Origin of the sequence: Rhizobium sp. 57MFTsu3.2 (assembly GCF_012932765.1) — a bacterium.
GTDB classification, from domain to species: domain Bacteria; phylum Pseudomonadota; class Alphaproteobacteria; order Rhizobiales; family Rhizobiaceae; genus Rhizobium; species Rhizobium altiplani.
Window position 1 is genome coordinate 1 of the sequence record NZ_JDWI01000060.1, and the last position, 12,894, is coordinate 12,894.

General features: G+C 59.2%; 11 protein-coding genes and 1 pseudogene. 4 read left to right on the forward strand and 8 right to left on the reverse strand.

Annotation, left to right across the window (positions count from 1 at the left end; genetic code table 11):
• A pseudogene (locus AF71_RS30675) lies at positions 1–221 on the reverse strand (IS30 family transposase); the annotation flags it as partial.
• Between the two features lie 942 nt (positions 222–1,163).
• Between AF71_RS30675 and AF71_RS30680 the strand changes: the two are divergent.
• Positions 1,164–2,114 carry a hypothetical protein gene (locus AF71_RS30680; RefSeq protein WP_018856443.1) on the forward strand — a complete coding sequence of 317 codons (951 nt, stop codon included), beginning with the start codon at positions 1,164–1,166 and terminating at the stop codon, positions 2,112–2,114.
• A 56-nt stretch (positions 2,115–2,170) separates the two neighbouring features.
• Here the strand turns inward: AF71_RS30680 and AF71_RS30685 are convergent, their stop codons facing one another.
• The 6 genes from AF71_RS30685 to AF71_RS30710 form a co-directional block, all read right to left on the reverse strand.
• Entirely contained in the window at positions 2,171–3,961 is a 1,791-nt protein-coding gene (locus AF71_RS30685; RefSeq protein ID WP_169684464.1) for a hypothetical protein, read from the reverse strand.
• Between the two features lie 201 nt (positions 3,962–4,162).
• Positions 4,163–5,302 (reverse strand): AI-2E family transporter, encoded by a 1,140-nt coding sequence (locus tag AF71_RS30690; RefSeq protein WP_018856445.1) that lies wholly within the window; start codon positions 5,300–5,302, stop codon positions 4,163–4,165.
• Positions 5,303–5,354: 52 nt separating this feature from the next.
• A complete protein-coding gene (gene ppk2 / locus AF71_RS30695; protein ID WP_025658822.1) occupies positions 5,355–6,191 on the reverse strand; it encodes a polyphosphate kinase 2 in 837 nt (278 codons plus the stop codon).
• 15 nt (positions 6,192–6,206) lie between these two features.
• Positions 6,207–7,883, reverse strand: a complete 1,677-nt coding sequence (locus tag AF71_RS30700) for a SulP family inorganic anion transporter (RefSeq protein WP_246733905.1) — start codon at positions 7,881–7,883, stop codon at positions 6,207–6,209.
• Between the two features lie 104 nt (positions 7,884–7,987).
• Positions 7,988–9,145, reverse strand: a complete 1,158-nt coding sequence (locus AF71_RS30705; protein ID WP_018856448.1) for an HlyD family secretion protein — start codon at positions 9,143–9,145, stop codon at positions 7,988–7,990.
• Positions 9,145–9,486 (reverse strand): DUF3302 domain-containing protein, encoded by a 342-nt coding sequence (locus tag AF71_RS30710; protein WP_169684467.1) that lies wholly within the window; start codon positions 9,484–9,486, stop codon positions 9,145–9,147. Before AF71_RS30710 ends, AF71_RS30705 begins: the two co-directional genes overlap by 1 nt.
• A 319-nt stretch (positions 9,487–9,805) precedes the next feature.
• On the opposite strand from AF71_RS30710, the gene AF71_RS30715 reads away from it, so the two are divergent.
• From AF71_RS30715 to AF71_RS30725, 3 genes are read left to right on the forward strand one after another with little or no spacing between them, the layout of a single operon-like run.
• Positions 9,806–10,120, forward strand: coding sequence for a hypothetical protein (locus AF71_RS30715; protein ID WP_026371697.1), 315 nt, complete (start codon positions 9,806–9,808; stop codon positions 10,118–10,120).
• Between the two features lie 46 nt (positions 10,121–10,166).
• Positions 10,167–11,603 carry a DUF3300 domain-containing protein gene (locus AF71_RS30720; protein WP_169684470.1) on the forward strand — a complete coding sequence of 479 codons (1,437 nt, stop codon included), beginning with the start codon at positions 10,167–10,169 and terminating at the stop codon, positions 11,601–11,603.
• Between the two features lie 37 nt (positions 11,604–11,640).
• Positions 11,641–12,576, forward strand: a complete 936-nt coding sequence (locus tag AF71_RS30725; protein ID WP_169684469.1) for a DUF2950 family protein — start codon at positions 11,641–11,643, stop codon at positions 12,574–12,576.
• Positions 12,577–12,618: 42 nt separating this feature from the next.
• Here the strand turns inward: AF71_RS30725 and AF71_RS30730 are convergent.
• A partial coding sequence (locus tag AF71_RS30730; protein WP_169679077.1) for an integrase core domain-containing protein occupies positions 12,619–12,894 on the reverse strand: 276 nt, incomplete at its 5' end.

Below are 12,894 nucleotides of genomic sequence, written 5' to 3' on the forward strand. Positions count from 1 at the left end.
GTCAATGATTTGTAGAGTTCGCCCGGCAGTTTCTGTGACTGCTTTATCAGCGCAGAAACTACGCTTTCGGTATCCTTATTGGCGACCTTGATCAGCATGACGTAGCGCGAGTGACGCTCGACCAGCGTCGCGATGTAACTGTTCTTCGACCCACCGATAAGATCGCCCTCCCAGTGACCGGGGACTGCACGGTCGTCAGCGGACGCAGGCCTCTCGCTTAGAACCTCAATCTCGACGACCGGCTGGCTACGAATACAGTCGAGTTGTTGGTCGGCACCGCGTGCGCCTCCTCCGCAGTGCTGCTCGGAGGCGAATGGCTGGTATGCTTTGACAACTCACATCTTGAAGAGCCTTTCAAAGCCCCGATTCTGACCGCATCCGAATACGAGCCGGACTGGCCCCCGAAGCCGCGTGATCGCCTTAGACTCGGATCGGGCACCGGGGAACGTGGCACATTCGGCCCGGCAACGCTTTGGAATTCCAAGGCAATCGGGAACTATTATCCGAGCGACTTTGCCGATGGTTCCATCATCAAGTCGATCGGCGATGCGTTGTTCTGGAACATGTTTCCAGCAAAGGAACCTGAGAAGCATTCGTCTGCCGATTTTGATTGGGAAGTATTTCTCGTCACCCTCGCACCAGGCCGAGTTTCGCGCCAATGAAGACGCTGAGCTATTGAAGCGCTACGGGGTTTCCAACCTGTCGTTTGCTGACCGCATCCTTGGTGGCGAAGTGTCAGACGTGCCGAGCTCAGCCCGCCAGTTGAGGGTTTGACGAGCCGGGGTCTGCGGGAACCCAAAAAGCCCAGACAATAACCGGGCGCGAATCTCCTTGATGACAAGACTTCTGACCAGCCTGGGCTCGAGTGCGGAGCGCAGGGTCTGCTTGTGAAAGTGATCGGCCTTGCCGCTGGTCGCCGCGATTTCAAGTACTCGGGAGTGTGTGGTTGTTCCCGACTTGCTATCGCATCTATGGATTCCATATCATTCCAAAATGAAGCCCCAGAGCATTGGGGATCTACACGACGTTTACCCCGTCGACAGGCAGCTGAGAGTCTTAAGTTCGTCGCGGCACAGTCTGCGAGACAGAGCGACCGGTCGGGTCGCAAGCCCTATACGTCGCCTTGAGCGCTTGTGAGAGCGATATGTTTACGGGAGGGAGCCATGAGTTCGCGGGGCGGACAAGGCGATGATCTGTCACTGGAACCCGAAAGGGTTCGTGATCAGCTTGATCGCATCTTGTCGAGCGCCGAGTTTCAGGTTCCGGAGCGTAGTCGGAGATTTCTTGCATATGTCGTCGATGAAGCACTGGCGGGACGATCAGAGAATCTGAAGGCTTACACCATTGCGCAGGCGGTCTTCGGCCGAGATGCTTCCTTTGATGCCCAAAACGATCCGGTCGTTCGTATCGAAACAGGGCGTATTCGCCGCGCCCTGGAGCGATACTACCTCGTGGTCGGGCAAAGCGATTCCATACACATCGCCATACCCAAGGGTGGATACGTACCGAGTTTCACCGCAAGCCAGTCAGAGATTGCGTCAGGACGTCATTCGCCGGGAAAAGATGTCGACGTGCAGGAGGCGCCGGTGGCGCAACATAAACGTCCGCTTGCCTACCGGGATTTTATCCTGCCGGTTGGTGTCCTGCTTGTCATCGCCGCCATGGGCATGTTGGTGCTGATGCGGCCGCTCCAAGAACTGGTTGCTTCACTGAACCCTTCGTCGGGCACACCTTTGCCTGCGGGAGATGAGATGCGGCCGCAGATCGTCGTGGAGCCTTTGGTCGGCATAGGTCGGGACAATGGCGACGCCGGCATCGCCAAGAGTCTGACGGATGGCGTCATTGTGGAACTGACGAAGGTCAAATCAATCGCTGTCAGGACGCCTGGGCCGAAGGCGCATATCGCGGCGCCAAACCAACCGTCACTCTCCATCCAGGGCAGCGTGGGCACCGAGGATAAGCGGTTGCATGTCCAAATCCGGCTGGTTGATCGAGCCGACGGAACCGTTGTCTGGACAGGCGCCTATGACAGAAACCTTGACGAAGGACGCATTCTTGACGTGCAGGATGAAATCGCCCGGCTGATCGCGGATGCGATATCTCGGAGGCAGTAGGGTCAGCCTCCTTCCATATAGAGAGTGCAGATGCCACAGATGCTGCAGCGTCGAACTTATTTACCGGTGTCCGCGGCGGGTTCGATTGCGACACCTGCGGCTCGTAGACCTTTGAAAAATGCTTCCTGATCTTCCGGGCGCTGCAGACGCAAGGAAACCTCCTTGCGGATGTTCTTCATCAATCCGGATGCATGGGCATTCAGCCATTCCCGTTCCTGCCTGGCGTCAGCCGTTTTCCCGGCCGTGCCAAGAATAGCAAGGAGCACGAGGTGATGCGTGGGATTGTATTCCAGGTCGGACATGCGAGACCACAGTTCCGCGGCCCCGACGTCATTCCTCATCAGGGCACACAATGCCATGCCCACTTCGTAGTATCCCCTCGGGCCCGCATTCTTGTTGACGGCGCTCGAAATCAGCTCGCAGCCTGACTGCCATTTCCCCGACATGGCCAGCCGCAACCCGTATTCCCCCGCGACCTCGGTATCATTGGGGTTCATGGCATAGGCTGCCGCACCCGCCTGAAGGGCTTTGTCGACATCATTTCTGAAAAAGCTCACCTGCATGAGAGCCTCAAGGACACGCGCATCGTTTGGGGCAAGCGAGGCTGCCCGCTCCGCCGCGCTGGCGGCTAATTCCAGCGTCTCGTCCGTTGAGGATGTGCCGAGCTTATAACGAAACCTCATCTCGTCCAGGTAGGTGAGGGACAGAAGCGCCCAGGAGGCAGCGCTTTTCGGAAACAGCTCTGTCGCTCGTTGCAGACAGTCGCGCGCCGTGTTGTGCGTCTGGGCATTCATCGACCTACGGTAGCTATAGTAAGCCAATCTGCAGGCATAGGCGTCCGCATCTCCGCTCTGCGGATGCCGGGCAAGTGCGTCGGTGTCGGCTTGAAAAACCGCACCATATGGTTCCGCGACAGTGCTGGCGATCTCTTCAGCGGCGCCGGTCAGGATCTCGAGCTTGCTTTGCGCGCGAAGGTCCGCGTCGTAATTGTTCGCCCAAATCACTGCACCGTCGGATTGGCGCACGAGCCGGGCGACAAGCCGCAATCTTGGCCCGTCGAGTTGGACATTGCCTTGCAAACCATAAGCATTCGGGCTCGGTTGTTCGGCCTTCGACGCATCCGCGACAACGACGATGTCATCGAACTTTGCTAGCTTGCCGATAATCTCGTCCCTCAGGCCACGCGCGATGTCGGAAGCAGCATTTGCGGAACCCTCATCCTCAAAGGACTCGACAATGACTCTGGGTTCGGCCGCTTCTGTCGGCGAGGCGCCTGAGGGATTTTGGTGCCACCCCGACAATGCCTGTGGAAGGACGATATAAAGCGAAGCTGCCGCGAGCAAAAGGGCGGTGCCGAGCGTCAGCGTGGTCGATAATTGAGGGCGGCCGAAAGATTGGCCGAGGCTGTGAAGCGGCCCGGTGTCACGGTGACGCTCGATCGCTGGCGCGAGATCAAACTGCGGCGCCGCGAGCGACGGTGTCGGAACGTTGTGAGCATATTCGAAGCACGGCCTGTACCCACCCTTGGGGATCGTAATCGTTACCTCGTCCGCTTGGCCGGCGATGAGGTAGTAGCGTTCAAGTGCTCGGCGGACTCGGCCTGCTTCGATCCTGACGACAGGATCGTTCTGGGCGTCGAAATTGACCTGGCGACCAAAGACCTCATTGGCGATTGTGAAGGCCTTCAGGAATTCCGATCGGCCTGCCAAGGCTTCGCTTATGATGAATTGCAGAAACTTGCGGCCCCGCTCCGGCGAATGGAATTCTTCGCTCGCCAGTATCCGTTCAAGTTGGTCGTAGATTTCCTCGGCCGTCGGCTTCGAGGGCTTGGCTATTGCGCTGCTCATGATGACGCCCTAACGAGATCACGCAAATATTTTAGCTGAATATAGTATTAGCTCAGAACTGCCGGTGGCTGCAACCGCTACATACGATACACCTTCAAATGGTTACCCGCCGGTTGAGCGCGGTGCAGTCCGATTTGGGTCACTGGTTTTGGCCTAGAACAGTCCATCAAACCGATCGATAGGTGCAGCGTTGGATAAAATTCAATCCGTGCCGGTGTTCTCTGCCATCGCCGGGGCAGCCGTAGCCCCGGGCAATGTCTCTGATGGCCAAGCCCAGGCGCGCAGCAGTTCGTAAAAGACACTGAGCACGATTGGCCCCAGAAACAGGCCGAGCAGGCCATGCGAGAGAGTTCCGCCGATGACGCCGATGAGGATTACCGGCATCGGAGTTGAAAGCCCTCGGGACATCAAGATCGGCTTCAGCACGTTGTCCACGACCGTGATCGGGATCGCCACGACAGTGAAGGCAAAGGCCATCGATGCAGGCCAGGAGAACCATGCCCAGATGATGGCCGGGATAAGAACGAGGCCAGGGCCAAGCTGCATCAGGCAAAGCATGAACACGGCAAAAGTCAGGGCTCCGCGCGCCGGAATATCGAAGAAGGCAAAGCACAGGCCGCATAGGAGCGTCTGAAGCAAGGCTACGCCGATGACGCCGCGCGAGACGTTGCGAACCGTTGATCCCGCCAGCCGCGCAAAGCCAACCCCCCTCTCTCCGCCGATGCGGCCCGCCAATACCTGAATCGTTGCTGCAAGGCGGGGGGACATGGTGAGGAAGATGCCGGAGAGAATGACCGACGCGACGAAGCTCAGCACCCCACCGCCGATTGCTGCAAATTTGGCGATGATGACTCCCATGACCTCGCGGAGAGGCGCCTGGAATTTCATGATTGCTGCCGCGAGATTGCCGGCGACCTGGTTCCAGCCGGCGTAAAGGCGCTCGCCGACCACTGGCCAACCACGTATAGCCTCAGGAGCCGCGGGCAAGGTGAAATTGTCGGACTTCAATTGCGCCACGAGAGCCAGGATTGCATCGGCGAAATTGACCGCGACAAGCGCCAATGGCGCGATTATGAGCACAAGGCACGCTATGACAATAATGGTGGCCGAAAGCTTGGGCCGATCTCCTAGAAGTCTGGACAGACCGGTGAACATCGGAAAGAGCGCTACCGCGAGGATCGCGGACCAGATGACGATCAGCGCGAATGGCGCAATCAGCTGCAGGCTCCAATAGGCGAATAGTCCAATGATGCCGATCCGCACCAAGTCGCTGACCCGTGCCTCTACCGAAATCTGCGCGGGACCGGCTTCTGCCGCGGTCCCGCTCTTCTGTTGCTGCATCGCGTAGCCTATTCCACGGTTTTCCACAGTGCATGCCTGAACGGATCAGGCGTCATCGAGTCGTCTCCGGCACAACATGCCTGACGCTCTGATCCTCGACATAGTTCGATGGCCGCTTCTGTCGTTTGCCAAGATCCGGTGCGTCGAACTTTACCCGCTCGTAGGGGATCGACTGCAGGATATGGGAGATGCAGTTTATCCGGGCGCGCTCCTTGTCGTCGGAAGGCACGAGCCACCACGGCGCGTGGTTGCTGTCCGTCATCCGCAGCATCTCGTCATAGGCTCGCGTGTAGTCCCACCAGCGCTGGTAGGACTCGACGTCCATGGGGCTGAGTTTCCACTGCCGAACCGGATCGTCGATGCGCCGCTTGAAGCGGCGTTCCTGTTCTTCCTCGCTGACGGTCAGGAAATACTTCAGCAGAATAACGCCGCTTTCGACGATGGCCGCCTCGAAGCGGGGCGCAAGTTCCAGGAAGCGCTGAGCCTTCTTCTCGCTGGCGAAGCCCATGACGCGGTCAACGCCGGCGCGGTTGTACCAACTGCGGTCGAAGATCACGACCTCGCCGGCTGCCGGCAAATGCGCAATATAGCGCTGCATGTAGATCTGGGTTTTCTCGCGATCGGTGGGAGCGGGTAAGGCGACGACGCGGAATACACGCGGGCTGACCTTTTCCGTTATCCGCTTAATCATCCCACCCTTGCCGGCGGCGTCACGGCCTTCGAAGATGATGACAATCCGGGCGCCCGACTTCTTTACCCATGCCTGCAGATTCGCCAGTTCGATCTGCAGTCGCTTGATTTCCTTGTCGTAGTCCCAGGACTTGGCTTTCTTATGCTTGCCCTTGCGTTCCGCTGGAACCTCTTGCTTCGGATCGTATGCTTCGTCCATCGTTCCCTCCATTGTTTAACGCGCATTCCCTGCGACATTGCCCATGAGCGCGCGCAGGGCCTCTTCCCGACCATTGAAAAGATTGTGGGCGCCGATCTTCTTGATGAACCCGGCACGCTCCAGGATGCCGCGACTCTCCTCGCTGACGTCGGCAATGGCAAAGACGATGTCCCGCTTGGCCAAGTCATCGGCCACAGCGTCGAGTGCGAGCGCACCTGTGCTATCCACGTGCGTGATGGCACCGGCGTCGAGAACGAAGCACTTGGTTCCGGGAGCAAGCTCTCTGGCAACCTCCGTCAGACGCATGCGGACATAGTCGGCGTTATAGAACAGGATGTTGCCCTGGATGGCGAAGACGGCAGCGCCTTCGACGGGGCGCGCTTCCGGGAAGCGGGCGAGCTCGAAGAAGCCGTGCCGTCCGGCAATGTGACCAAGGAGGCTGTCACGCGGAAACATCGTCTTGCGCAGGAGGTAGACGAAGGTTGCGGCAACGGCAACGACCACGCCGTTGAGGACGCCGAAGCTGATTGCGCCCCACATGGCGATCAGCGCAAAGACGAATTCCATGCGGCTGATGTGCCAGATCTTCTTGAGTTCCTGAACATCGATGAGGCTGATGGCGGCGCTTGCAAGGATGGCTGCGAGCGCGGGGATCGGCAGGATCCGCAGAGCGCTGTGGAGGAATACAAGAGCGGCGATCAGCGTGGCAGCTGAGACCAGTCCCGCCAGCTGGGAGACGCCGCCCGTGGAGAGGTTTATCGCGGTTCTCGAGTCCGACATGCTGATGGGAAAGGAACCGAACAGGCCGGGCGCGATGTTGGCCGCGCCGAGACCGATCAGTTCCTGGTTCGCATTGACGTTTTCACCAGTGCGCGATCCGAAGCTTCGCGCGGTCACGATGCCGGCGCCGAAGCTCACCAGAAAGATCGCGGCCGAACCAAGCACAAGCTTATCGAGTGGCATCTGATGGATTGCCGGCAGGGAAAAGCTCGGGAAGCCGCTTGGGATATTGCCCACGACAGCCATGCCACGTCCCTGGAAGTCGAAAAGCGCCGAGAGAATGACGGAAATAACAACCACGAGCACAGGACCCGGAATCTTGAGGTGGAACGCCTTGACGATCCAAAGCAGCGCAAACATGGAGAGACCGAAGAGAAGCGACGGCCAGTGGATCAAGGCGGCCTTGCCAAGAATTTCGGCGACCGGCGCAAGGAGACCATCCGACTCAATCTTTACACCAGTGAAGCGGCTGATCTGCCCGACGAGGATGGAAAGCGACACGCCGGCAAAGAAGCCCACCAGGATCGGGCGCGACAGGAAGCTCGCGAGGACGCCGAGGCGCAGCAGTTTTGCGGCGATGCAAAAGACGCCGACGCCAAGGGCGAGCGCCGATGCGATGGCAACCCGGTCAATGTTGGCAGCAGCCGGATCGGCCGCGATGATAACGGTCATCGCAGCCGCAAGCACCGTCATCGTTGCGGCATCGGGGCCGACGACCAAGAGCCGGGAAGGGCCGAAAAGTGCGTAGGCGATCGGCCCAACGATGCTGGCATAGATGCCGGTCTCTGGAGGCAGGCCAGCAATCGCCGGATAGGCAATGGCGCTCGGCAAACCCACCGCGGCGATCGACAACCCGGCAGGGATATCGCTACGAAGCCAGTCTTTCTTGAAACCGGCCAGGCCCCGCAACATTGGTAAGCTGCCTATCAACTCGGGCTCCCTCTGCTCTCTCGTGGTTGATCTCCAAGCTTGTCCGGCCGCCGCATCCAGGCAACGACCGGAAATTGTTGATGCGTTCAGTGTTCGAGGAAGACGTAGTTCATCCAGCTGCTCATGCGTAGCAGGACCTTTCGGAGGAGAGCGACGTGGTGCCAGTAATGTGTGTAGACCGCGACCTCGGCGACCACACCGCCGGGCAGTTGATACCCGTCGGTGCTCTCCAGTATTTCGATACCCGCCAGTGTCTGCCCCGGCGACAGCCGTTCGGGCGATTGCGGGTCGATCAGCGCGCCGCCTGGCTGCAACTGGCCTTGCGCCATCACATCGATGACTTCCCGGACGCGCGCCTTGAAGATCTTGCCGGGGACGGCCTTGAACGCCACCTCGGCCTCGTCGCCAACCCGCACGCGCTGGAGCGAATTCTGAATGAAGGCGGCAGCGAGGTACCGGTCCTCGCTGTTGATGAAGACCATCACCGGCCGCAAGGGCAGGGGATTCGCCATCATGCCGGGACGTAGGAAAACCTGCGTCACGTATCCGTCGCTCGGTGCGCGCACGGTCGTCTGGTCGAGCTCGTATTGCGCGTTCGCCAACTCTGCCTCCAGCCGCGCGACCGTGGGATTCGTTCCGTTGATCTCGGACTCGTAGGCGAGCCTTGCTTGCGCCGCCTGAGCACGGGCTGTATCGACGGCGGCCTCGGCCGTCAGGTAGATGCCGCGCCGGTTCTCGACTTCGAGTTCGGAGTAGACGGCACCTCTGCCGCTGGATTTTGCGTTTTCATTCGATGCCTGGAACTTTTCGAAGGCCTGCAGCGAGCGGTCCCTAGATGCTTCCGCACCTGTTACGGCCGAATTGGCGGCATCGAGAGCAGCCTTCAACTGCAGGACGGTCTGCTTGGCTTCGGCAAGCGACGCCGTTTTCTGATCGACGGCATATTGATAGGGGCGAGGATCGATCCTGAAGAGAACATCGCCTTTCTTCAACGGAGCGTTTGGCGTGACCGGCACCTCTACGACCTGGCCGCCCACGACCGGGATGACCGGAGCCGAGGTAAAATAAATGCGCCCATCGCTGGAATAGGGATGGTTGTAGCTCATGAGCAGCACCAGCCCGGCAATGATGAATATGCCGCCTAGGACAGCCGTCGCAAGCGACCACTGGTTCACTGGAATTCTGAACAACTTGAAGATCGCGAAGCAAAAAGCCGCGTAGGTCAGCATCAGGAGTAATTCCATCAGACCTTCTCCCTCTCTGCCATTGGAGCCTCGAGTTCCGCGATCCGTGCGTGGAGACGGGCAATTTCAGCGTTGGCTTCGGCTTCTGGGGATAGCTTGCCATCCGTCCGGATGCCCCAACCGCGATCCTCGCGGTAAAGGGTGGCCCAGATGAAAAGGAAGGGCCAGATGACGTGCAGCGTGAACAGGCTCACCCATCCGGCAACGTGGATGGCGTCCTGGTGCGGATGGTTCCTGGCCTTGGCGATCAGGTGTGGGATGTCGTGGATCGCGATCACTGCATAGAACAGAGTGACTGCGACGAAGAGCAACACTCCCAGTGCAAAATAGTCGAGAAACACCGTTCCTCCTTTTCGGTTTGGTCTGGCCGCCTCTTCGGCTTGGTCTGGCCGCCCGTTCGCTTGCTGTCGACCTGCGGATACTAGACCCACTTTGGCGCAAAGACCCGTAGCATCACGTATCCTCTATTGGTCTGACGAAAGGTGCAGCTGCTGAAGATGATCTTGGATGGTCGCCGTAGCAGATCGATGGAGGATGGCAGGAGCGACAGGCGCATAAGGGAAAACTCCGCCGAACGTAGGATCGCGTAAGTTACGCCGCCATTCCGGGCTGACGCTATATGATGCAACTCTGCTTAACGCATTTGACAGCGGGGCGGGGATGGTTTCGGGAGATAGCAATTCTACACCTTTGTCGGTTCTCGAAAGGGCCGAGGCGCACTTTCCTGGCCAGGCGCAGCTGGTGCAGCGGCTCTTTTACGGGAGCGACGCGTTTCACAGCATGTGCGAGGATCTGGCAATCGCGGTGGAAACCTTGACGCATATCGAGCGCCTTCCCGAAAGCGTGCGCGAAGCGCGGCGGCAAGAATATGCCGCACTGGTTGAAGCCCTTTTGAAGGAAATGGGTGAGGCGCTCGCACAATCGAAAATCGTGATGCTTAGGCGGCCTTCGGACACCAGACCAAAATCTCCGTGAGGCACTTACACAAAATTTGTTTTGATTCAGAGGAGGTCGTTGCGTGGTGAAAGCAATATATTTGAGATTGCTTGCGGGGCTTTCTGCGCTGGCAATCATTTCGATGCATCCCGGCCCGCCAGCGTATTCACAGACCGCGACCCCAACACAGAAACTCGCCTCGACAGAGACGACGGCGCCGGAGGCCGCTCTGCTTTCCGAGAATGAGCTTGAAGTGCTTGTGGCACGCATCGCCCTCTATCCGGACGAGCTCGTGGCGGCGATCTCGGCGGCTTCACTGTTTCCGGTGCAGGTCATCGAGGCTCAGCGTTTCCTGGAGGCCAAGAAGAAAGACGCCGATCTCAAGCCGAAGGATGATTGGGATGGAAGTGTCATCTCGCTCCTCAACTATCCAGATATCGTCAAGATGATGAGCGACGATCTCGATTGGACTCAATCGCTGGGTGACGCGCTTACAAACCAGCAAAAGGATGTACTGATCGCCATTCAGCAGCTTCGCGACGAAGCGGTGGCGAAGAACGTCATCAAGACCGACGACAAGATCACGGTCGTGACTGAGAACGAGAACGTCGTCATACGACCGACCAATCCCGAGAAGGTCTATATCCCTCAATATCCACCCGAAATGCTCTATGAGCCAGGCTATACGGCCGCTCCGATCTCCTACTATCCCAATTCTTACGACAGCTACTATTATCCGGGTGCCGGGTTCTTTGCTGCCGCGGTGACGGGCGTCGCCTGGGCTGCCATCGTCAATTGGGACGATTGGGGCGTTTGGGGCGGCAATTGGGGCGGCGATGTCGATATCGACTGCAACAACTGCTTTAACGACCGAAATTTCAACGGCAAGGTCAAATGGAACGACGTCGACTGGACCAAGGTCGATCGCAGCAAGCTGAATATCGACAGGGATCAGCTCGCCAACATCGATCGTTCGGCGATCAAATCCAGCCTGCAGTCCGACAACCGCAACCAGCTCAAGAACAAGGTCAGCGACCGGCAGGCGAACCGCGGACAAGGAGCCAGAAATGTCAGCACACGTGCTGACGATATTCGAAAGAGCACTGCGGAGGGCCTGAGGGCAAATCCGAGGGCAGGCGATGCTGTCGCCAACCGGCCGGGTGGGGCGCGTCCGGATGCCCGCCCGGGCGATCTGGGCAATCGCGTGGATGCCCGTCCAGGAAATGCCGCCAATCGACCGGGCAATGCTGCCAACCGTCCATCAAAGCCGGCAGTCAAGAAGCCAAGCGCACCGAAGATGGCGGCGCGGCCCGACAACCGTTCGCGCCAACCGAGCGCCCTCGGCAACGTGCAGTCCGGCCGGCGTGAAGCGGTGGCTTCCCAGCGAGGCGGACAGAGCATGGGAGGCGGGCAACGGGGTGGTCCACGTCCCTCCGCTCAACGCTCGCGCCCGATACCACACGGCGGCGGCGGCCGTGGCGGCGGGGGGCGTGGAGGTGGCGGTCGCGGCGGCGGTCGGTGATAGGGTGTCCAGCTGTTCAGATTTCCGGAGATAAACCATGAGACCACAGTTTACGTTGATTCCGCTGTTGCTCGGAACGGCTCTCTCCCTGGCGTGGGCGGCCCCGTCGATGTCGCAGATTCAGACGAATCTTCAGGAATTCGTGGCCGGTACGCCGCCGTCATTCGATGACCCATCGGCGGCGCTTGAGCGGTTCAAGACGGTGTTGAGCGCCAATGATATCGATGGCCTCGCGAGCCTTCTCGGTCTGGACGCGGCCAAACTGCGATCCAGCAAGGAGGCGATGCTAAGCTATGAAACGATCCGCGAGGGCGCGTTGCGCCAACTGCAATTGCAGGACCTCCATGATCGCAAGGTGGTTCTGATTGGCGACGTCATGTGGCCGCTGCCCTTTCCTCTGTCGAAGAACAAGGACGGCAAATGGGCATTCGATACCGAGGTCGGTTTGCAGGAGATCGTCAACCGCCGCGTCGGTCAGAGCGAACTGGCGACAATCCAGACGATGCATGACTATGTGAACGCCCAATACGCCTACGCGCAAATCGACGAGGACGAGGACGGACTTTTCGAATTTGCGCAGAAGCTGATCAGCACCCCGGGACAACGCGACGGCCTCTACTGGGAGCCCGGTGCCTTTGATGAAGAAAGCCCGGCGGGGCCCCTGATCGAAACGGCCGCCTTCAGTAAGGTGAAGCGCGGCGAAGGCTACTATGGCTACCGCTATCGCATCCTGACGGCCCAGGGCCCCAACGTGATCGGTGGAAAGCAGAGCTATATCGTCAATGGCAACATGACGGGCGGTTTTGCGTTGATCGCCTGGCCGGTCAAGTATCACGTGACCGGGGCTCAGACCTTCGTCGTCAACGGTTCCAACATCGTCTACCAGCGAGATCTGGGGCCCGAGACCGAGCAGCGCGCCGCGGCGATCAAGGAGTTCAACCCCGACGACAACTGGACGGTCGTGCGCGACTGAGGTGTGGTTCCGGCAGAACGCTTCAATTTAGCCCCGAAGGCTCTAGGTGTGTGGTCCCGGAATGAGATGGTGCGGATTGATTTTGAAGATTGACGGGTCCCTTGTCCAGGCGTTGCAGATTGCTTGATAGGGCGTTCGCCATCGGAGCGCCTTGAGGTGTTTGGCGAAGTTGTAAGCAGTGACGAAGGCCAGGACATGGGCCTTGAGACTTTCCAGGTCGTCATAATGGTAGACCTTGACGGTGGCGTCCTTGATGGTTCGATTCATCCGCTCGGCCTGGCCGTTCGTCCAAGGATGGTAGGGCTTGGTCAGCCGATG